The organism is Blastococcus sp. SYSU D00813, from assembly GCF_054050735.1.
In genome coordinates, this window is sequence record NZ_JBJGZX010000006.1 from 141517 (window position 1) to 160273 (window position 18757).

An 18757-nucleotide genomic window follows, 5' to 3' on the forward strand; every position below is an offset into this window, starting at 1 on the left:
TCGCAGGTCTGGGTGGACGGCCGGTCAGGCGGGCACGGCGGCGCGGTCGGTGCTGTCGGCGCGCAGCAGGCGGCCGCCGCCGGGGAGGTCGACGGGCAGGCCGAGGGCCCGCAGCAGGCTGTAGGCCCCGGCGGTCGCCGCCGAGAGCACCGGCAGGCCGAACTCGGCCTCGGCCGGCTCCACGAGCGACAGCGACGGCATCTGCACGCAGCAGGAGAGCACGAGCGCCTCGGCGCCGGTGAGGTCCAGGGAGCGGGCCGCGGCCATGACGCGGTCGCCCGGGATGCACCCCACCTCGGTGTTGTCGGCGACCTCGAGAGCCCGCCAGTCGGTCACCTCGAAGCCCTCGGCCTCCAGGTAGGCGACCACCTGCTCCGCCAGCGGGCGCACGTAGGGCATGACCAGCGCGATCCGGCGTGCCCCCAGGGCCTGCAGCGCCTCGACCAGCGCGCCGGCGCTGGACCGGACGACGGCGGTGGAGCCGCCCGCCGCCAGCTGCCCGGCGACGGCGGCCTCGACCCGCTGGTGCTCTCCCGGCCCGCCGGCCATGAGCGCGACCAGGCAGGCGTAGAGGATCGCCTCCGGACCGGCGTCCCCCAGCTCGAGCACGCACCGCTCCCGCTGGGCGTTCATCGCGCGGAGCTCCTCCGGGGAGACCGCGCGCATCCGCATCCGGCTCGCGTGGAACGAGAACGACGCCTGCGGGTGGCCTGCCAGCAGCGCCGGCATCTCGGTCTCCACGGTGACGTTGGAGCTCGGCACGACGAGTCCGATGCGGTGCGGGGTCACGGAGCCCTCCTGGGGTGTTGACGCTTGCGATGAATATTCGACGCATGCGACAACGATGTCAAGGAGTCGGGGTGGGCGACCCCTTCACGCCTCGTTCTGGATGCTCGCCCGGTCGGCCAGCGCCTCCCCGAGCGCGACATCGAAGCGCTGGGCGATCTCCTGCAGGCGGTCGGGGTCGCCCTCCCCCGTCGAGCGGGCGTCCACGAAGTCGGCGATCAGGTCGAGCAGGTCACGGGCGGTCGTCATGTGGTCGAGTCTGAGGCGCACCGCTCCGGCGTTCAACCGCGGTGTCGAAACATCGACGTCGGCGTCAGCGGTCGCGGACCCTGCCGGCACCGGTGGCGGGCCGGGCGGCAGGATCTGCCGGCGTGGGTTCCTCCGCGGTCGACGTCGGCCCCCGCCTGGCCGTCGTCCTCCTGGCGCTGGGGCTGGTCGCCGCGGGCGCGGGCCGGCTGAGCGGCCTGCACCAGGAGCGGGCGGTCGCCGTGGCCGTGCTCCGCGGCACCGCCCAGCTCGCCGCGGTGTCGGCGGTGCTCCTGGCCGTCGTCGAGTCGCTGGCGCTGTCGGCGCTCTTCGTCCTGCTCATGGTCGGCGTCGCCACGGTGACCGCGACCGGCCGGGTCACCGGCGGCTCGGTGCGCGACCGCGCCGTCGTCCGCCGGCTGCCGGTCGTGGCCGTCCCGGTCCTGGCCGGCGCCGTGCCGGTCACCGCCCTGGTGCTGGCCAGCGGCGCGGTGCCCCTGGAGGGCGTCGCGGTCATCCCGATCGCCGGCATCCTGGTCGGCGGCACGATGAGCGCCACCTCGCTGGCCGGGCGGCGGCTGCGCGAGGACCTCGGGCAGCGCCGCGGCGAGGTCGAGGCCGCCCTGGCCATCGGGCTGCTGCGCCGCGACGCCGTCCTCCTCGTCGGCCGGGAGGCGGCCGCGACGGCGCTGGTCCCGCCGCTCGACCAGACCCGCACCGTCGGGCTGGTCACCCTGCCCGGCGCCTTCGTCGGCGTGCTGCTGGGCGGCGGGAGCCCGGTGGAGGCCGGCGCCACCCAGCTGCTCGTGCTGGTCGGCCTGCTCGCGGCGGAGACCGTCGCCGTCTGGGTGGTCGCCGAGCTGGTCGCGCGCGGGCGGCTGCTCGACGTCCCGCGCTGACCCGCGCCCGGAACGGGGTACCGACGCCGGCGTGAGCATCCGCAACGCGGCCGTGGCTGCCGCCGGCACCTGGGTCGACCCCGACGACGGCATCCGCTACCCCTCCGGTGAGGTGCACGCCTGGGAGCGAGGCCGCAACGAGACCGTCTGCGGGCTGTCGCTGCACCGGTCGGGTCTCTCCCGCTTCCCGCACGTCAGCTGGGCCGACGTGCAGCCCGAGTCCGGCCGGCACGCCGAGGAGGTCCGGGAGGTCTGCCGCCGCTGCCGCGCCGGCACCGGCGCCCGCCGCGACGAGCGGGGCTGGACGCGCACTAACCCGCGGCCGTGAGGGGACGGCGCAGCGGTCAGGTCGCCTTGCCGGGCAGCGCCTCGGTCGCCTCCCGCGCGATGCCCAGGTCGCTGAGCATCGACTGCATCCCCGGGGTGAGGCCGCCGATGACGTCGGTGCGCAGCCGCGACAGGAACTGGGTGGAGATCCGCCAGCCGTCGTCCTCGCGCCGGTAGGTCTCGTGGTAGTAGCCGTACCCCTGGATCGGCGTCTCGGGGAAGCCGACGTAGTCGAACATCGGCCACAGCCCCGTGGCGGTGGTCGGCGACAGGATCTCCAGGACCGGGGCGTGGAACTGGTGCACGGTCGGGACGGCGTCGATCGACCCGCGGACCATCTCGACGAACGCGTCCCGGCCCTCGACCGCCAGGTCGTTCTCCGTCGCCCAGCGGAAGTCCTCGGTGAACAGCCGCGCCCAGGCGTCCCACTGCTTGGTGTCGAGCAGGTAGGAGTAGCGGGCCTTGAGCTGCCGGATCTCCTCGAGCGTGGACAGCTGCTCCGCGGTGTAGGTCGTCACGGCCCCGGATCCTGGCCGGGCGCCCTCCTCTGTGGCAAGGGTCACGGTAGGCCCCTCGGGAGTCCCATACTGGCGCCCCCGTCCCGAGGAGGAGCGCGTGCCCGAGCCGTACCGCGTCGGCGTCCTGAACGACATGGCCGCCGGCCCCGGCGGTCCGGCCGGCGACCCCGCCGACCTGCTCCGGGTCGCGGTCGAGGAGCTGCAGGAGGCCGGCCGGCTGGACCGGGACGTCGACTTCGTGCCCGCCTACGGCCTGGGTCTGCCGGAGGGGACGGCGGCGGCGGTCGAGCGGGCGTACGAGCGGCTGGTGCACGACGACGTGCTGCTCGTCGTCGGGCCGGCGATCGGGGACGACGCGCTGGTGGTGACCCCGCTGGCCGAGCGGCACCGCGTGCCGACGATCAACTGGGCGGGCACCGAGCGCGGCCGCGGCGAGTGGATGTTCCACCTCCAGGTCGGCTCGCACGAGGACGAGTCGCTGGTCATCGCCCGCCACCTCGCCGCCGTCGGCGCCCGCCGGGTCGGCGTGGTGTACGACCGCTCCCCCATCGGCCGCCGGCACCTGCAGTTCCTCCAGGACGAGGCCGACGTGCTCGGCGTCCGCCTCTCCGGGACCGCTGGCGTCGCGGTCACGGCCTCCGACGCGGCCGACGAGGTCGGCTCGGTCCTCCCCGGGGTGGACGCCGTCGTCCACCTGGGGCTGGGCCTGGCCGCCCCCGCGGTCGCGCGCGCGGTGACGGCCGCAGGGTTCGCCGGGCCGAGGGTGATGAACACCTGCGGGCTGCGCGGCTACGCGCCCGACTTCGCCCGCGTGGTCGACGGCTGGGTGTACGTGGACATGGTGTCCGACCGGAACAGCACGCTGGCCGGCCTGCGCCGGCGGCTGGGCCCCCGCGACCGCCCGGGCTTCGGCGTGGCCTACCAGTACGACATGGGCCGGCTGGTCGCCGAGGGCCTCGCCCGGGCGCCCGAGCGCACGCGCGCAGGGGTCAGGGAGGGCCTGGAGGCGGTCAAGTGGCTGCCCGCCGCACAGGGCCACGAGGGCACGCTGCTCGGCTTCGGCCACCGTGACCGCGGCGCCCTGCACGGCCGCTACCTGGTGCTGCGCCAGTGGCGGGACGGCGTCTCCGTCGAGCTCTGAGCGGCCCGCGCCCGGGCGCGCACAGATCCCCCGCGAGAGGGAGTCCCCGGGGCCGCCGGCGCGGGAGGATCGGCCGGTGACCGGCCTGCCGCACGACTGGCGCCGCCAGTTCGCCGACCACCCGTACGTGGTCGACGCGATGCTCGCCGTCCTCGTGCTGGTGGTGACCCTGCAGCCGCTGCTGCGCGAGGCCGGCTGCGGCTGCGCGTCGGTGCCGTCGTGGGGCTACGCCCTGGTCGCGGTCGAGTGCCTGCCGCTGGTGTGGCGGCGCCGGTTCCCCTTCGCCGTCAGCCTGGTCTGCGGTGCGGCCACCACGGTCCACGGGCTGACCGAGGTGCCCGACCCGGCGGTGTACTTCGCGGGCCTGGTCGCGATGTACAGCGTCGCCGCGCACGCCCCCCGGCGCCTCGCGCTGCTCGCCGCGGGCATCGCCACCGTCGCCATCGCCGCGGCCCTGGCGAGCGACCCCGCGGGCGCCGATGTCGAGGACGTCTCGATCCTCTACCTCACCTTCGCCGCGGCCTGGCTGCTCGGGGACGGCGCCCGCAGCCGCCGGCTCGCCGCCGTCCGGGCCGAGGAGCGCGCCGCCTCGCTGGAGCGCACGCAGGCGGCCGAGGCGCGCCAGGCCGTGGTCGAGGAGCGCAACCGCATCGCCCGGGAGATGCACGACGTGCTCGCCCACTCGGTCAGCATGATGGTCGTGCAGGCGGAGGCCGGCCCCGTGGTGGTCGAGCGCGACCCCGCCCGCGCCGTGCAGGCGTTCGACGCCATCAGCGCCACCGGCAGGGCGGCGCTCACCGAGCTGCGCCGGCTGCTCGGCGTCCTCCGGGAGGACGGCGCCGCGTCGCTCGCGCCGCAGCCCGGCCTCGACCGGCTGCCGGAGCTCGTCGGCTCCGTGCGCGCCGCCGGGGTGGACGTCGCGTGGACGCCGCCGGCCGAGCTGCCGCGGGTGTCCCCGGCGCTGGACCTCGCGGCCTACCGGATCGTGCAGGAGGCCCTGACGAACGTGGTGAAGCACGCCGGCCCCGCGCGGGTCGACCTGCGGGTGGAGGCCGACGGCGACCGGCTGCGCATCGACGTGGCCGACGACGGCCTGGGCGGCGACCCGGCCGGCAGCGGCGGCCGCGGGCTCGTCGGGATGCGGGAGCGGGCCGCCGCGGTCGGCGGTTCCGTCACCGCCGGGCCCGGCGCCGGCGGCGGCTGGCGCGTGACCGCCGAGCTGCCGCTGGCCGCGGTGCCGCAGCGGTGACCACCCGGGTGCTGCTGGCCGACGACCAGGGGCTGGTGCGGGCCGGATTCCGGATGATCCTCGAGGCCCAGGACGACCTGGAGGTCGTCGGCGAGGCCGGGGACGGCGAGGAGGCCGTCGCGCTGTCCCGGCGGGAGCGGCCGGACGTCGTCCTCATGGACATCCGCATGCCGCGGCTGGACGGCATCGCCGCCACCCGCGCCGTGGTCGCCGACTCCCCCGCCACGCGGGTGCTCGTGCTGACCACGTTCGACCTCGACGACTACGTCTACGCCGCGCTCGAGGCCGGCGCGAGCGGCTTCCTGCTCAAGGACGTCGGCCGCGACGACCTCGTCGCCGCCGTCCGGGTGGTCGCCGCGGGCGAGGCGCTGCTGGCCCCGTCGGTGACCCGGCGGCTGCTGGCCGACTTCGTGCGCGCGCGGCCGGCACCCGCGCCGGTCGTCCCGGCCGGGCCGCTGACCGCGCGGGAGCAGGAGACCCTCGAGCTGCTGGCCCGCGGGCTGTCCAACGCCGAGATCGCCGCGCGGATGGTCGTCAGCGAGCACACGGTGAAGACCCACGTCGGCAACGTGCTCATGAAGCTCGGCCTGCGGGACCGGGTCCACGCGGTCATCCACGCCTACGAGCACGGGATCGTCCGACCCGGCACCTGACCGGGGGCTCCATCGTCAGGGGGATCCACGGCCGGTCCTCCCCCGCGCGGGGGAGGCGGGAGTCCGCCGGTGCGAGGGAGGTGGGCGAGGGGCCCGGGTCGCGAGGGTGGTCGCACCCCGATCCGACCGAGGAGACCGCCATGTCGCTCCCCCGCCTCGCCGCCTGGTGCGCCCGCCACCGCCGCCTGGTCCTGCTGCTGTGGGCCGCCGTCCTCGTCGGCGGCGTGCTGAGCGCCCCGGCCCTGTTCGGCCGGCTCTCCGGCGAGGTCGGCGACGTCGACGGCAGCGAGGCCTCGCGCGCGAGCGAGCTGCTGCGGGCCGCCGCCCCGAGCGGCGACACGATCGCCGCCGTCCTCGACGGCCGCCCGGCCGGGGAGCTGCGGCCCGAGGTCGACCGGCTGGCCGCCGAGCTGACCGCCCTGCCAGGCGTGGCGTCGGTCGTCACGCCGTGGTCCGGTGGCGACGCCGGGCTGGTCGCCACCGACGGCCGGGCCGTCGCCGTGGCCGTCACCTTCGAGCCCACGCCGGCCGGGGACGCCGCCGTCGACGACGCCGCCGCGCTCCTCCGCGACGCCGAGGCACCCCGCACCGTCGTCGGCGGCGGGCCGCTGCAGGACGACGAGATGGACGAGCAGGCCGCCAGCGACCTCGCCCGCGCCGAGATGATCTCGATGCCGGTCGCGCTGGCGCTGATGGTGGTGCTCTTCGGCGGGGTCGTCGCGGCCGGCATCCCGGTCGTCGTCGCGCTGGCCGGCGTCGCGGCGACGCTGGGCGCCCTGCTGCTGGCCACCGCGGTCGCCGACGTCTCCGTCTACGCGGTCAACGTCGTCACCATGCTGGGCCTCGGCCTCGCGGTGGACTACGGCCTGCTGCTGGTCTCCCGCTTCCGCGAGGAGAAGGCCACGGCGGACGACGGCACCGCCCTGCGCCGCACCTTCGCCACCGCGGGCCGCACGGTCACCTTCTCCGGCCTCACCGTGGCCGCGGCGCTGAGCGGCCTGCTGGTGTTCCCCGACGACTTCCTCCGCTCGATGGGCCTCGCCGGGCTGGCGGTCGTGCTGCTCGACCTGGTCGCTGCCCTCACCCTGGTGCCCGCGCTGCTCGGGGCCTGGGGACGGCGGATCCGCCCGGCTCCCGCCCGTGCCACCGGCGGCGGCTTCGCGCGGCTGGCCCGGCGGGTGCGGCGCCGCCCGGTGCTGGTCGTCGTGGCGGTCGGCGGGGTGCTGGTGCTGGCCGCGACCCCGTTCCTCGGCGTGCGGTTCGCCGACCCCGACGCGCGGTCGCTGCCGGAGGCGTCGGCGTCCCGGCAGCTGGCCGAGCTGGCCGAGGAGCGGTTCCCGGTCGCCGCGGACGTCGACCCGGTGACCGTGGTGGTGCCGTCGTCGCTGACCGCCGGCGAGACCGCCGCCCTCGCCGACCGGCTGGCCGGGCTCGACGGCGTGCGGGAGGTGTCGGTGCGCCCGGACACCTGGGGGCTGACGGTGCTCGACGTCGTGCCCGAGGGCGACGCGCAGGGACCGGTCGCGATGCGCCTGGTGGACGACGTCCGCGCCCTGGGCACGGGCGCGCTGGTCACCGGGGACGCCGCCGCGCTGGCCGACTACCAGGACGCGCTGCGGGAGCGGCTGCCCTGGATGCTGGCGGTCATCGCCATCGCGACCACGGTGCTGCTGTTCCTGTTCACCGGCTCGCTGGTCGTGCCGCTCAAGGCGCTGGCGCTCGGCGCGCTCAGCCTCGGCGCGAGCTTCGGCGCGCTCGTGTGGGTGTTCCAGGACGGGCACCTCGGCGCGCTCGTGGGCACCGAGGCGCTGGGCAGCCTGAGCATCACCACCCCGGTGATCGTGCTGGCCATCGCGTTCGGGCTGTCGATGGACTACGAGGTGTTCCTGCTCGGGCGCATCGCCGAGGAGCACCGCCGCACCGGCGACAGCGACCTCTCCGTCGAGCGGGGGCTGCAGCAGACCGGGCGGATCGTGACCGCCGCGGCGGCGCTGATCATCGTGGTGTTCGCCGGGTTCGTGGCCGGCGGCTTCTCGCCGATCAAGCAGATCGGGCTGGGGCTGGCGCTGGCGGTGTTGGTCGACGCCACGCTCGTGCGGATGCTCCTGCTGCCGGCGGTGATGACCCTCATGGGCCGCCGCAACTGGTGGGCGCCGCGGCCGCTGCGCCGGCTGCACGACCGGCTCGGCCTCACCGACGAGGCGCCGGCCGACCTCCCCGCCCCGCGGGCCGCCGACGCCCCCGCCCCGGCGCCCGTCCCCGCCTGACCGCCCGACGTCGTGCGCCGAGGTGCAGCAGCTGGTCGTCCGGCTGCACCTCGGCGCACGCCGGCGAACGCCGCCTCGCGGTCAGGCCGCCGGCCCGGGGCGTCGTCCCGGGGTCGGCCACGACGTCACCGTCCCTGGCCGGTCGCTGGACAACGCTGGCAGGGCGACCCGGACGCGGGGACGGCGGCCGGGTCAGGCCGCGGGCTCGGGCTCCAGCGCGGCCGGCAGGCCCATCCGCTCGAACAGGCCGGTGTCGAGGTCGAGGAAGCTGGAGATGTGGGCGATCTGCCCGCCCTCGATCTCCAGCACGTGCAAGGCCCACGGCACGTGGCCGCCGGCGGCCGTCGGCCGGTACTGGGCGAACGCCGGCGACCCGTTGGCCATCACCTCGATCAGGCGCGAGTCCCGGCACGCCGCCCCCGGGCCGAGCATCCAGGTGCCGATGTCCTCCCGGCCGCGCAGCCACATCTCGAACGGCGGCATGTGCTGCGTCGCGTCCTCCCGCAGCAGCTGCACGAACGCCTCGATGTCGTAGCGCAGGAAGGCGTCGGTGTAGCGGTCGAGCAGGTCGCGGTGGTCGTCGCTCAGCGGCCGCTCGTCCAGCTCGCCACCGACGGCCGCCAGCGTCGCCCGCGCCCGCTGCAGGGCGCTGTTGACCGACGCGACGGTGCTCTCCAGCAGGGTGGCGACCTCCTCGGCGCGCCACCGGAGCACGTCGCGCAGCAGCAGCACCGCCCGCTGCCGGGGCGGGAGGTGCTGCAGCGCGGCGACGAAGGCCAGCCGGATCGACTCCCGGGCCACCGCCTGCTCGGCCGGGTCGGCGTCCTCCGGCACGACCTGGCGGTCGAGCACCGGCTCGACCCACGCGTCGGCGGGCTTCTTCGCCGCCAGCGACGCCTCGACCGGCTGCCACGAGGTGCCCGACAGGTCCATCGGCAGCGCCCGGCGGTTGCGGCCGTTCAGCTGGTCCAGGCAGACGTTGGTGGCGATCCGGTACAGCCACGACCGCAGCGCCGACCGGCCCTCGAAGTCGGCCAGCCCCCGCCAGGCCCGCACCATCGTCTCCTGCACCGCGTCCTCCGCGTCGAAGGACGAGCCGAGCATGCGGTAGCAGTAGCCGGTCAGCTCCCGGCGGTGCTCCAGCAGACGCGGGTCGAGCTCGCTGGGCAGGACGGTCGTCACGGCTCCTCCTGTGGTCGCTGGCGGGTGGCCAGCACACCACAGGAGACCGACAGGACGGGAGACCTGCGGCTACTGGTAGCTGACCAGCTCCGGGCGGGGCACCACCTGGGTGACCGTCTCCTGCGGGGTGAGCATCGGCTGGTCCTCGTCGATGAAGTTCTTCCACCCCCACCAGACCGGCGGCGCGCCCGCCCGCAACGCCTGCCAGGTGGCCTGCTTCGACCCCTGCGGCCCCTGCCCGTCGGCGTGGATCAGCACCGCGAGCTCGTCGCGGGAGACGTCGAGCTGCTCCCGGCCCGGGATCATGTCGAGCCGGAACTGGTGCAGCACCAGCAGCTTCTGCGGCAGCGCGTTCTCCCGCGTCAGGTCGGCCAGCCAGGTGACGACGCGGTTGACCTCCGCGACGTCCACCGAGCCGATCTGGGTCAGGTGCACCTGGTCCGGCGCCAGCCGCCACTCCGGGTCGAGCGCCAGCCCGACGTGCGGCAGCTCGAGCAGCGGCCGGTACAGCTCGGCCTGGCTGACGAAGTCCGTGCGGCCCGGCTGCAGGTCCAGGACGACGTAGATGCCGGCCTCGCCGGCCGCCTCCACCCAGGGCCGCAGCACCTCGATGTCGGCCTCGGTGGAGTAGTTGCCGTCGGGGCCGGCGAACTCCGACGCCACCGTCGCGATGATCTCGAAGGAGGGGACGACGGTCGCGTCGACCAGCGGCTCGTACTCGGCGGCGTACTGCCGGGCCCGGTCGATCGCCCCGGTGACGTCCTGCTCGCCGAGGAGGCCGAGCGCGCCGGTGCCCGGGTGGCCGTACAGCGCGATCAGCATGTGGGCCGGGAACAGCGTCTGGCCGCCGCCGGGCAGCTGCTCGCCGGTCGCCGCCGTCTCGAGCTTCCAGTCCAGCCCGTCCTCGGCGCCGAGGTCGGCGCCCAGCGCGACCACCGACTCCGGCCGCTCCTCCGCCAGCAGGTCGACCAGGTCGGCCGAGGCCCGCGGGTCGGCGACCCCGTCGGTGACCTGCACCCGCGCCCCGGCGGCACGGGCGGTGGCCACGGCGGCCAGCGACTCGGGGCCGCCGGTGGTGAGCACGAGGGTCCCGCTCAGCGGCTCGGGGCGCTCGACGTCGGGCAGCCGCCCGTCGCCGCCGTCGTCCTCCGGGGAGCCGTCCTCCGGCACCAGCGCGACCGGCTCCCCGGGGTCCAGCGCGGCGACGGCGGCCACCGCGCCGTCCTCGGCGACCTCCTCGGTGTCCCCCAGGTCCAGGCCCGTCGCGCCCTCCACGGCCCCGGGGTCGGCCGCCACGCGGACGACGTCGACGCCGGCGTCCTCCGCGGTGGCCTCGCCGACGGCGAGGACGGTGGTCACGCCCAGCCGGCCGAGCTCCTCGGTGGCCGGGGAGGCGCCACCGTCCGCGGGCTCGAGCAGCAGCGGCACCCCGAGCCCGGCGGCCGCCGACGCGCCCAGCAGCTCCCCGGCCCGGTCGCCGTCGCGGGCCACGACCGCGACCCCGGCCTCGTCGAACAGCGCCCGGCTGGCGCCGGCGGCGGCCGCCACGGGATCGGCGTCGCCGACCACGGTGAGCCGCTCGTCCGGAGCGGAGGTGCCGACCGTCGCGGTGCCCCGCTGCTCGTCCTGCTCCGGCTCGTCGGCGTCCCCGCTCGAGCAGGCACCCACGAGCAGGACGGCCATCCCGGCCGACCAGATCCTCATGCGCACGACAGCCGCTCCTCCCCCGGCCCTCGGCGGCGCGGCTCCGTCGCCGCCGCCGTCCGGAGACCGGCACCGACACTAACGAGGCGCCCGCGGGCGCCGGTCCTGGACACCGGTGGCGCCCGCCGGGAGCATCGCCGTCGAGATGGACGCCGAGACGACGCCGGGGCCGCACGTGCCCCTCCCGTCGGGCCAGCCCGACACCGGACCGGCCGGGTGGCGGGATCGGCCCGCAGCCGCCGCGGCCGGAGGCTCGATGCCATGACCACCAGCACGCGCACCGAGACCCTGCGGCTGCCCGCCGTCCCCGCCGCCCCCGAGCGCCGCCGCGGGCTCGTCCGCCAGCTCGGCATCGACACCGGCTACTCGCTCGCCTCGTTCCCCGTGGCGATCGCGGCCTTCGTCGTCGTCGTCACCGGGCTGTCCGTCGGCGCCGGCCTGCTCGTGATCTGGGTCGGCGTCGCCGTCCTCGCGCTGACCCTGGTCGCCGCGCGCGGCTTCGCCGCCGCCGAGCGGGCCTGGCTGCCCGCGGTCCTGCGCCGGGAGGTGCCCCGGCCGGCCTACCGGCGGGCCGAGGGCCCGGCGCTGCGCCGGCTGCTGACGCCGCTGCGCGACGCGCAGTGCTGGCTGGACGCGCTGCACGCGGTGGTCCGGTTCCCCTTCGCGATCCTGTCGTTCAGCGTCGCGGTGACGTTCTGGGCCGGCGCCCTCGGCGGGCTGACGTGGGCCGCCTGGGGCTGGTCGCTGCCCGACGGGCCGGACGACGAGGACCTGCCCGAGCTGCTCGGCCTCGGCGACGGCTACGCCCTGCGGGTCGTCTTCTACGCCGCGATCGGGCTGCTGTTCGCGCTGCTGCTGCCCTACGTCGTCCGCGGCGTGGCCGTGCTGCAGGCCCAGGTCGGCCGGGCTCTGCTGACCTCCCGGGCCGCCGCGCAGGAGCAGATCGACCGGGCCACGCAGGGCCGCGACGCCGCCGTCGCCGCCGAGGCCGTCGCGCTGCGCCGGCTGGAGCGCGACATCCACGACGGCCCGCAGCAGCACCTGGTCCGGCTGGGCATGGACCTCGCCCGCGCGCAGCGGCAGATGGACCGCGACCCCGCCGCCGCCCGGACGACGCTGGGCGAGGCGGCCAGCCTGGCGCGCGAGGCGCTGGAGGAGCTGCGGGCGCTGTCCCGCGGGATCGCGCCGCCGGTGCTGGCCGACCGTGGCCTGGCCGCGGCGCTGGCCGCGCTGGCCGCCCGCTCGCCGGTGCCCGTGGAGCTCGCCGTCGACCTCCCCGAGGAGCGCCTGGCGCCCGCGGTCGAGAACACCGCCTACTTCGTGGTGAGCGAGGCGCTGGCCAACGTGGCCAAGCACAGCGGCGCGTCGGTGTGCCGGGTGGCCGTCTCGCGCGCCGGCGGGTTGCTGCGGGTCGTCGTCGAGGACGACGGGCACGGCGGCGCGGTCGCCGCTCCTGGGCACGGGCTGGCCGGCCTGGCCGACCGGGTCCGCGCCGCCGACGGCACGCTCACCGTCGACAGCCCGCGCGGGGGCCCGACCCGGCTGACCGCCGAGGTGCCCGGCGCGTGATGCGGGTCGTGCTGGCCGAGGACTCGGTGCTCCTCCGGGAGGGCCTCGTGCGCCTGCTGGAGGAGGCCGGGACCGAGGTCGTCGCGGCGGTCGGCGACGGCCCCTCGCTGGTGCGGGCGGTCACGCAGCTGCGGCCCGACGTCGCCGTCGTCGACGTCCGGATGCCGCCCACCCACACCGACGAGGGGCTGCGCGCCGCGGTGGAGGCCCGCGCCGCGGCGCCGGGGACGGCGGTGCTCGTCCTCTCCCAGTACGTCGAGGTGGCCTACGCCGACGAGCTGCTCGCCGACGGCCGCGGCGGGGTCGGCTACCTGCTCAAGGACCGCGTCTCCGACCTGGACCAGCTGATGGGCGCGCTGTCCGACGTGGTGGCCGGCGGCACCGTGCTCGACCCGCAGGTCGTCGCCCAGCTGTTCGCCCGGCGGCGGGCCGACGACCCGGTGCGGCGGCTGACCCCACGCGAGCGGGAGGTGCTCGGGATGATCGCCGAGGGCCACTCGAACGCCGCGATCGCGCGCCTGCTGGTCGTCACGCCGGGCGCGGTGGAGAAGCACACGCAGCGGATATTCGCCAAGCTCGGGCTGGCCCCCGACGAGGACCGCAACAGCCGCGTGATGGCGACGCTGGCCTACCTGCGCTCGTGAGGAAGGACCTCCCTGCCCCCCTCCGCTCGCGAGCTCGCGCGGGCCCCTGCAGGGAGGCCGGTCACCCCTGATCGGAAGAGGACCCCGCCTGATCGAAGGCCGCGCGCAGGCGGGCCGGGGCGCGCAGCCGCCAGGCCTCGGTGAGCAGCTCGGCCAGCTCGCCGCGGTCGACCGCCGCCAGGTCCACCACGACCATCGTCGAGTTCCGGTAGTGGTGCGGCACGGAGAAGACCTCCGGCCGCTCGGCGGCCAGCGCGCGGTTCTCGCCCTCGGCGAGCCGGACCGCCACCCACGTCTCCTCCGGCGGCATCGAGGCGAAGACCTCGTCGCGGACCCGCAGGCAGGCCATGTCCCAGGCCGGCCGCTCCGTCGCCTCGGGCAGCGCGAGGGCGACGGCGCGGACGTCGGCCGGGGTGGCGGGCACCGGGCTCAGGCGTCCCGGCCCAGGGCGCGCTCGATGTTCTGCGCCATCCGGCTGAGCACCAGGATGGTGCGCTCGTACTCCTGCCGGGACAGCCCGTCGGCGACGTGGCGGCGCACCCGGCCGATGGCCCGCTCCAGGCGCTCGTGCGCGGTGCGCCCCTCGTCGGTCAGCGCCAGCGAGCCGGTCGCGCGGTCGACCCAGCCGCGGCCGAAGAGGTCGGCGGCGATCACCGGGAGGTGCCCGTCGAAGTCGGCCAGCGCCCGGACCAGCGCGTCCTCGTCGACCGGGGCCCCGGCCAGCGTGTGGAGCACCTGCCAGTGGCGGCGGGTCAGGCCCTCCCCGGCCACGGCGGCGTCCACGACGTCCTCCAGCAGGGCGTCGAGGTGCTTGACCCACCACCCGATGGGCCGATGCGCCGGATCCATGGGCGGCATCCTGACACCGACCGGGCCCGGATGTCCCCGGGGAGAACCCGTTGGCGCACCGTCGTCCCCGGCCGGTAGACACGAGCCGTGGACGACCTCACCGCCGCGCTGCGCCCGGCGACCGTCGAGGAGTGGCCCGCCTTCGGGCGGGCCATGGCCGCCGGCTTCGGCGACGACCCGTCCGACGAGTGGCTGGCGGCGCCGCACGCGACCGCGGAGATGGACCGCTCGCTCAGCCTGTGGGACGGCGAGCGGGTGGCCGCCACCGCCGGCGCCTACAGCCTGCAGCTGACCGTCCCGGGCGCCGTCGTCCCCTGCGCCGGGGTCACCTGGGTGACCGTCTCCCCCACCCACCGCCGCCGCGGCGTGCTCACCGCGATCATGCGCCGGCAGCTCACCGAGCTGCACGAGCAGGAGCGCGAGCCGGTCGCCGCGCTGTGGGCGTCGGAGGGCTCGATCTACGGCCGCTACGGCTACGCCCCCGCGGCCTGGCGCGGCGGCTTCTCGGGCCGGACGACGGAGCTGGGCTTCAGGCGGGACGTCGATTTGGGCGCGGGCCGGGTGACGCCGGTGCCGGTCGAGGAGTACCGGCCGGCCGCCGCGGCCGTGCACGAGCGGCTGCGTCGCCGGGTCCCCGGGACGATGGCCCGGACCGGCCCGTGGTGGGACCGGGTCCTGGAGGACCGCCGCGACCGGCGCGGCGGCGCCTCGGCCCGGCGGTACCTGCTGCACAGGGAGGACGACGGCACGGTCACCGGCTACGCCGCCCACCGGGTGACCCCGCGGTGGGACGAGGACGCGATGGCCGACGGCACGCTCACCGTCGAGGAGGTGCGGGCCGAGACCCCCGCGGCGTACGCGGCGCTGTGGCGGTACCTGCTCTCGATCGACCTCGTGCGCACCGTGCGGGCGCCGTCCCAGCCGCCCGACGACCCGTTGCGGCACCTGCTGGCCGACCCGCGGGCGCTGCACGCCCGGCCGGTCGACACGCTGTGGGTCCGGCTGGTCGACGTCGGCCGTGCGCTCGCCGCCCGCCGTTACCCGACCCGGATCAACCTGGTGTTCGAGGTCCGCGACCCCTTCTGCCCCTGGAACGACGGGCGCTGGGCGCTCACCGCGCACCCGGCCGGCGGGTTCTGCGCGCCGACCGACAGCGACCCCGACATCGTGCTCGGCGCCGAGGACCTGGCCGCCGCCTACCTGGGCGGGGTCTCGCTGGCCACGCTGCAGGGCGCCGGGCGGGTGACCGAGGTGAGCCCGGGCGCGGTCACGCTGGCCGCCACCGCGTTCTCCTGGCCCGTTCCGCCCTGGTGCCCCGACGACTTCTAGGCCGGGCGGGAGCCGTCCCACTCCTCGAGCGGCGAGCAGTGCCAGCGCCAGGAGGTCACCGGCTCCAGCCCGGGCAGGTCGCCGCGGCCGGTGGCCCAGCGCAGGGCGGCGACCGGCTCGGCGTCCGGCGGCGTCCAGGGGAACAGCCGCACGACGACGGCGTCGGCCAGGTCGGCCGGCGGCGCCCAGGGCAGGCCCAGGGCGTCGGCGACGTCGCCGGTGTGCAGCAGCAGCTCGGCCGCGCCCATGGCCGCGAAGCCGGAGGGGTCGGGCCGGCCCCAGTCGTGCCAGCCCCGGTCGCCGGGCGCCGCGCCGTCGACGGTCCGGGCGAGCACCTCGGCGGCGGCCGCCTGCTGGCGGACCAGCTCGGCCAGGTCCGCCTCCGGCCGGCGGGCGAGGGTGAACCCGTCGGCCCGGCGCGGCCCGGCGGCGAGGTCCTGGGCGTACCAGACCAGGCAGCCGGTGACGTGGGCGACGACGCCGGCGACGTCGTCGTCCATCGCCGGCACCCGCGCGGCGCCGTCGGGCACCGAGTCGAGCAGCTCGCGGGCCGCCGCGGCGGCCCGCCGCAGCTGCTCCCCAGTCATCCCGCGTCGGCCTCCGAGCGGGTGGGCAGCCCGCCGGCCGGGCGGTGCCGGTCGCGCTCGTAGTCGGCGATCAGGCCGATGCGGCGCACGTGCCGCTCGTCCCCGCTGAAGTCGGTGGCCAAGAAGTGCAGCACCAGCTCGGTGGCCTCCTCGACGCTGTGCTGCCGGGCGCCGACGGCGACGACGTTGGCGTCGTTGTGCTGGCGGGCGAGCTCGGCGGTGGCGGTGTTCCACACCAGCGCCGCGCGGACGCCGGGGACCTTGTTCGCCGCGATCTGCTCGCCGTTGCCCGAGCCCCCGATGACCACGCCGAGGCTGCCCGGCTCGGTGACGACCCGCTCGCCCACCTCGAAGCAGAAGGGCGGGTAGTCGTCCTGGGCGTCGTACTCGAACGCCCCGCAGTCGACGGGCTCGTGCCCGGCCGCGGCGAGGGCCTGCTTGAGGTGGTCCTTGAACTCCAGGCCCGCATGGTCGGTGCCGACGAAGACGCGCATGGGCCCGAGTCTGTCAGGCTCGCCGGGTGCCGGTGCTGGGTGTCGACGGGTGGCGGGGCCGCTGGGCCGGTGCCCTGCTGGAGGGCCGGTCGGTGCGCCTGCTGGTGCTCGACGACGCCGCCGCGGTGCTCGCCGTGCCGGGCGTGGAGGTGGTCGGCATCGACATGCCGATCGGCCTGTCGGACGACGGCGTGCGCGCCTGCGACGTCGCCGCGCGGGCGGCGCTGCGGGGACGCGGCGCGACGGGCTCGGTCTTCCCCGCACCGGTGCGGGCGGTGCTGGCCGCGGGCGACTACGCCCAGGCGCGGCTCCGGTCGGTCGAGGCCACCGGGGGCCGGTCGCTGTCGGCGCAGTCGTTCCAGCTGGTGGCCTCGATCCGGTCGCTGGACGACGCGCTCGGCGAGCCGCCCGACCCACGGGTGCACGAGGTCTTCCCCGAGCTGGCCTTCCGCGCGCTCGACGAGCGGGTGCTCGACCCCAAGAGCACGGCGCGGGGGCTCGCCCAGCGGGTCCGGGCGCTGCAGCCGGTGATGGACGTGCTCGACGCCCTCGCCGACGCCCCGCCCGCACTGCCGGCGGTCGACGCGCTGGACGCCTGCGCCGCGGCGTGGTCCGCCCGCCGGATCGCCGACGGGACGGCCTGCCGGGTGGGCCAGGACGTCCGCGACGCCCGCGGCCGCCCGATGCGGATCAGCTGGTGACCTTCGTCGAGGTGGCCGACGGGGTGTTCGTGCGTCGGCACGCCTCCCTCGACCTGAACTGCGGGCTGGTGGTCGGCGACGGCGCCTGCCTGGTCGTCGACACCCGCGCCGACCTCGGCGAGGCCGCGGACCTGGTCGCCGCCGTCCGCCGGGTGACGCCGCACCCGTGGACGGTCGTGAACACCCACGCGCACTACGACCACTGCTTCGGCAACGCGGCGTTCCGCCCGGCGACGGTGTGGGGCAGCCGCGGCTGCGCGGCCGGGCTGCTCGCCACCGGCGAGGCGCAGCGGGCGGCGCGGGTCGCCGAGCTGCGCGCGGCCGGGGACGCCGCGGGTGCCGACCGGGTCGCGGCGGTGCCGCTGGACCCGCCCGACGCGCTCGTCGACGACCACGCGGTGCTGGACGTCGGCGGGCGGGAGGTGACCCTGCGGTTCCTCGGCCGCGGGCACACCGACGCCGACCTCGTCGTGGAGGTGGAGACCGACCGCGACGGCACCGTGCTGTTCGCCGGCGACCTGGTCGAGGAGGGCGCGCCGCCGGCGTTCGAGGACGCGTTCCCCGCCGACTGGCCGGCGACGCTGGGCCGGGTGCACGCCCTGGCCCGCGGCCCCGTCGTCCCCGGGCACGGCGCGGTGGTCGACGCGGCGTTCGTCGGCGCCCAGCGCGAGGAGCTGCTGGCGGTGCTGGCCGCCGTCCGCGCCGGCCGGCTGGACCGCGGCCCCTACGACGCGGCCACCATGGCCCTGGCCGCCGCCCGCACCGGAGTCGCCCGGTGACGCTCCCCGCGCGCGAGCGACTCCGTCACGTCAGGCGGCGGACGACGGGCAGCGGCAGCACGCGCAGCAGCGCCGACACCGGCCGCCACGGCCACTCGGGCACGTAGGCGCGCACCGGCTCGCGCTCGATGGCGGCGACCAGCGCGTCGACGCCGGTGTCGAGGTCGACGGTGAACGGGCCGCGGCGGCCCACGTTGAGCTCGGTCTCGATGTAGCCGGGCAGCACCGTCGTCACCCGGATGCCGGTGCCGAGCAGGTCCGAGCGGATGCCCTCGGCGAGCGCGTTGAGCGCGGCCTTGCTGGCCCCGTACGCCGTCCGCGTGCCGCGCATGCCACGGATCGAGGCGACCGAGGAGATCAGCACCAGGTGGCCGTGGCCCTGGGCGCGGAACAGCTCGACGGCGGCCTCGCACTGCGCGTGCGTGCCGAGCACGTTGGTGAACAGCGTGGCGCGGTTGGCCCAGCCCGCGCCGGTGCCGACCGAGCCGCCCTTGCCGATGCCGGCGTTGGCCACGAACCGGTCGAGGCCGCCGAGGTCGCGGGCCAGCGCGGGCACGACCTCGTCGACCGCGGCGGCGTCGTCGACGTCCAGCGCCGCGGTGACGACCCGGATCCCCGGGTGGGCGGCGAGCAGCTCGTCGCGCAGGGCGTCGAGCAGCTCGGTGCGGCGGGCGACGAGCGCGAGGTCGCGGCCGCGGGCGGCGAACCGGCGGGCCATGCCCGCGCCCAGGCCGGAGCTCGCGCCGGTGATGAGGATGCGCTGGCGGGTCGGGTGCGGCACCGCCTCATCCTGCTGGAGGGCCCGGGGCGAGGATTCCTCGCCCCGGGCACTC

21 protein-coding genes are annotated in these 18757 nt (G+C 76.9%); 11 read left to right on the top strand and 10 right to left on the bottom strand.

All coding sequences use genetic code 11. From position 1 onward, the window contains the following. Nucleotides 1-24: 24 nt before the first annotated feature. Together ACI8AX_RS06450 and ACI8AX_RS06455 are read right to left on the bottom strand one after the other, a co-directional pair. The gene (locus ACI8AX_RS06450; protein WP_456548960.1) at nucleotides 25-789 is read right to left on the bottom strand and encodes a maleate cis-trans isomerase family protein; all 765 of its coding nucleotides are present in this window, start codon (nucleotides 787-789) and stop codon (nucleotides 25-27) included. Between the two features lie 84 nt (nucleotides 790-873). After that, entirely contained in the window at nucleotides 874-1035 is a 162-nt protein-coding gene (locus tag ACI8AX_RS06455) for a hypothetical protein (RefSeq protein WP_456548961.1), read from the bottom strand. A gap of 122 nt (nucleotides 1036-1157) precedes the next feature. On the opposite strand from ACI8AX_RS06455, the gene ACI8AX_RS06460 reads away from it, so the two are divergent. Together ACI8AX_RS06460 and ACI8AX_RS06465 are read left to right on the top strand one after the other, a co-directional pair. Further along, on the top strand, nucleotides 1158-1931 hold the full coding sequence (locus tag ACI8AX_RS06460; protein WP_456548962.1) for an ABC transporter permease: 774 nt from the start codon (nucleotides 1158-1160) through the stop codon (nucleotides 1929-1931). A gap of 31 nt (nucleotides 1932-1962) precedes the next feature. After that, entirely contained in the window at nucleotides 1963-2259 is a 297-nt protein-coding gene (locus tag ACI8AX_RS06465) for a hypothetical protein (RefSeq protein ID WP_456548963.1), read from the top strand. Between the two features lie 16 nt (nucleotides 2260-2275). On the opposite strand, the gene ACI8AX_RS06470 is transcribed toward ACI8AX_RS06465, so the two are convergent. Continuing rightward, the gene (locus ACI8AX_RS06470) at nucleotides 2276-2776 is read right to left on the bottom strand and encodes a nuclear transport factor 2 family protein (protein ID WP_456548964.1); all 501 of its coding nucleotides are present in this window, start codon (nucleotides 2774-2776) and stop codon (nucleotides 2276-2278) included. 97 nt (nucleotides 2777-2873) lie between these two features. On the opposite strand from ACI8AX_RS06470, the gene ACI8AX_RS06475 reads away from it, so the two are divergent. The 4 genes from ACI8AX_RS06475 to ACI8AX_RS06490 all read left to right on the top strand — a co-directional run bounded on the left by ACI8AX_RS06475 (nucleotide 2874) and on the right by ACI8AX_RS06490 (nucleotide 8086). Continuing rightward, nucleotides 2874-3917 (top strand): ABC transporter substrate-binding protein, encoded by a 1044-nt coding sequence (locus tag ACI8AX_RS06475; RefSeq protein WP_456548965.1) that lies wholly within the window; start codon nucleotides 2874-2876, stop codon nucleotides 3915-3917. Between the two features lie 76 nt (nucleotides 3918-3993). Further along, the gene (locus ACI8AX_RS06480) at nucleotides 3994-5166 is read left to right on the top strand and encodes a sensor histidine kinase (protein WP_456548966.1); all 1173 of its coding nucleotides are present in this window, start codon (nucleotides 3994-3996) and stop codon (nucleotides 5164-5166) included. Further along, the gene (locus ACI8AX_RS06485; RefSeq protein WP_456548967.1) at nucleotides 5163-5819 is read left to right on the top strand and encodes a response regulator; all 657 of its coding nucleotides are present in this window, start codon (nucleotides 5163-5165) and stop codon (nucleotides 5817-5819) included. Before ACI8AX_RS06480 ends, ACI8AX_RS06485 begins: the two co-directional genes overlap by 4 nt. A 140-nt stretch (nucleotides 5820-5959) precedes the next feature. Beyond that, the gene (locus ACI8AX_RS06490) at nucleotides 5960-8086 is read left to right on the top strand and encodes an MMPL family transporter (protein ID WP_456548968.1); all 2127 of its coding nucleotides are present in this window, start codon (nucleotides 5960-5962) and stop codon (nucleotides 8084-8086) included. 192 nt (nucleotides 8087-8278) lie between these two features. Here ACI8AX_RS06490 and ACI8AX_RS06495 read toward each other — a convergent pair whose 3' ends face one another. After that, nucleotides 8279-9268, bottom strand: a complete 990-nt coding sequence (locus ACI8AX_RS06495) for a sigma-70 family RNA polymerase sigma factor (protein WP_456548969.1) — start codon at nucleotides 9266-9268, stop codon at nucleotides 8279-8281. Between the two features lie 69 nt (nucleotides 9269-9337). Beyond that, nucleotides 9338-10972, bottom strand: coding sequence for a hypothetical protein (locus ACI8AX_RS06500; RefSeq protein ID WP_456548970.1), 1635 nt, complete (start codon nucleotides 10970-10972; stop codon nucleotides 9338-9340). A gap of 261 nt (nucleotides 10973-11233) precedes the next feature. Between ACI8AX_RS06500 and ACI8AX_RS06505 the strand changes: the two genes are divergently transcribed. Further along, a complete protein-coding gene (locus ACI8AX_RS06505) occupies nucleotides 11234-12541 on the top strand; it encodes a sensor histidine kinase (protein WP_456548971.1) in 1308 nt (435 codons plus the stop codon). Further along, on the top strand, nucleotides 12541-13185 hold the full coding sequence (locus ACI8AX_RS06510) for a response regulator (RefSeq protein ID WP_456549006.1): 645 nt from the start codon (nucleotides 12541-12543) through the stop codon (nucleotides 13183-13185). The genes ACI8AX_RS06505 and ACI8AX_RS06510 overlap by 1 nt, the downstream gene beginning before the upstream one ends. A gap of 61 nt (nucleotides 13186-13246) precedes the next feature. Here the strand turns inward: ACI8AX_RS06510 and ACI8AX_RS06515 are convergent, their stop codons facing one another. Together ACI8AX_RS06515 and ACI8AX_RS06520 are read right to left on the bottom strand one after the other, a co-directional pair. Further along, the gene (locus ACI8AX_RS06515) at nucleotides 13247-13609 is read right to left on the bottom strand and encodes an MmcQ/YjbR family DNA-binding protein (protein WP_456548972.1); all 363 of its coding nucleotides are present in this window, start codon (nucleotides 13607-13609) and stop codon (nucleotides 13247-13249) included. 5 nt (nucleotides 13610-13614) lie between these two features. Continuing rightward, the gene (locus ACI8AX_RS06520) at nucleotides 13615-14034 is read right to left on the bottom strand and encodes a hypothetical protein (RefSeq protein WP_456548973.1); all 420 of its coding nucleotides are present in this window, start codon (nucleotides 14032-14034) and stop codon (nucleotides 13615-13617) included. Nucleotides 14035-14121: 87 nt separating this feature from the next. On the opposite strand from ACI8AX_RS06520, the gene ACI8AX_RS06525 reads away from it, so the two are divergent. After that, the gene (locus tag ACI8AX_RS06525; RefSeq protein ID WP_456548974.1) at nucleotides 14122-15363 is read left to right on the top strand and encodes a GNAT family N-acetyltransferase; all 1242 of its coding nucleotides are present in this window, start codon (nucleotides 14122-14124) and stop codon (nucleotides 15361-15363) included. Here ACI8AX_RS06525 and ACI8AX_RS06530 read toward each other — a convergent pair. Then, complete coding sequence (locus ACI8AX_RS06530) at nucleotides 15360-15950, bottom strand: hypothetical protein (protein ID WP_456548975.1); 591 nt, start codon at nucleotides 15948-15950, stop codon at nucleotides 15360-15362. The two genes, ACI8AX_RS06525 and ACI8AX_RS06530, sit on opposite strands and share 4 nt — an antisense overlap. Beyond that, nucleotides 15947-16444 (bottom strand): ribose-5-phosphate isomerase, encoded by a 498-nt coding sequence (locus tag ACI8AX_RS06535; RefSeq protein WP_456548976.1) that lies wholly within the window; start codon nucleotides 16442-16444, stop codon nucleotides 15947-15949. Before ACI8AX_RS06535 ends, ACI8AX_RS06530 begins: the two co-directional genes overlap by 4 nt. 26 nt (nucleotides 16445-16470) lie before the next feature. Here ACI8AX_RS06535 and ACI8AX_RS06540 point away from each other — a divergent pair, with 26 nt between their 5' ends. After that, nucleotides 16471-17145 carry a DUF429 domain-containing protein gene (locus ACI8AX_RS06540; protein WP_456548977.1) on the top strand — a complete coding sequence of 225 codons (675 nt, stop codon included), beginning with the start codon at nucleotides 16471-16473 and terminating at the stop codon, nucleotides 17143-17145. Then, nucleotides 17142-17924 (top strand): MBL fold metallo-hydrolase, encoded by a 783-nt coding sequence (locus ACI8AX_RS06545; protein WP_456548978.1) that lies wholly within the window; start codon nucleotides 17142-17144, stop codon nucleotides 17922-17924. The genes ACI8AX_RS06540 and ACI8AX_RS06545 overlap by 4 nt, the downstream gene beginning before the upstream one ends. 25 nt (nucleotides 17925-17949) lie before the next feature. Here ACI8AX_RS06545 and ACI8AX_RS06550 read toward each other — a convergent pair whose 3' ends face one another. Continuing rightward, the gene (locus tag ACI8AX_RS06550; protein WP_456548979.1) at nucleotides 17950-18705 is read right to left on the bottom strand and encodes an SDR family oxidoreductase; all 756 of its coding nucleotides are present in this window, start codon (nucleotides 18703-18705) and stop codon (nucleotides 17950-17952) included. Nucleotides 18706-18757 lie beyond the last annotated feature (52 nt).

Coding starts and splice junctions, on each gene's coding strand:
- ACI8AX_RS06455 (WP_456548961.1), bottom strand. CDS start 1,035: ATGACGACCGCCCGTGACCTGCTCGACCTGATCGCCGACTTCGTGGAC.
- ACI8AX_RS06490 (WP_456548968.1), top strand. CDS start 5,960: ATGTCGCTCCCCCGCCTCGCCGCCTGGTGCGCCCGCCACCGCCGCCTG.
- ACI8AX_RS06500 (WP_456548970.1), bottom strand. CDS start 10,972: ATGAGGATCTGGTCGGCCGGGATGGCCGTCCTGCTCGTGGGTGCCTGC.
- ACI8AX_RS06505 (WP_456548971.1), top strand. CDS start 11,234: ATGACCACCAGCACGCGCACCGAGACCCTGCGGCTGCCCGCCGTCCCC.
- ACI8AX_RS06510 (WP_456549006.1), top strand. CDS start 12,541: ATGCGGGTCGTGCTGGCCGAGGACTCGGTGCTCCTCCGGGAGGGCCTC.
- ACI8AX_RS06520 (WP_456548973.1), bottom strand. CDS start 14,034: ATGGATCCGGCGCATCGGCCCATCGGGTGGTGGGTCAAGCACCTCGAC.
- ACI8AX_RS06530 (WP_456548975.1), bottom strand. CDS start 15,950: ATGACTGGGGAGCAGCTGCGGCGGGCCGCCGCGGCGGCCCGCGAGCTG.
- ACI8AX_RS06535 (WP_456548976.1), bottom strand. CDS start 16,444: ATGCGCGTCTTCGTCGGCACCGACCATGCGGGCCTGGAGTTCAAGGAC.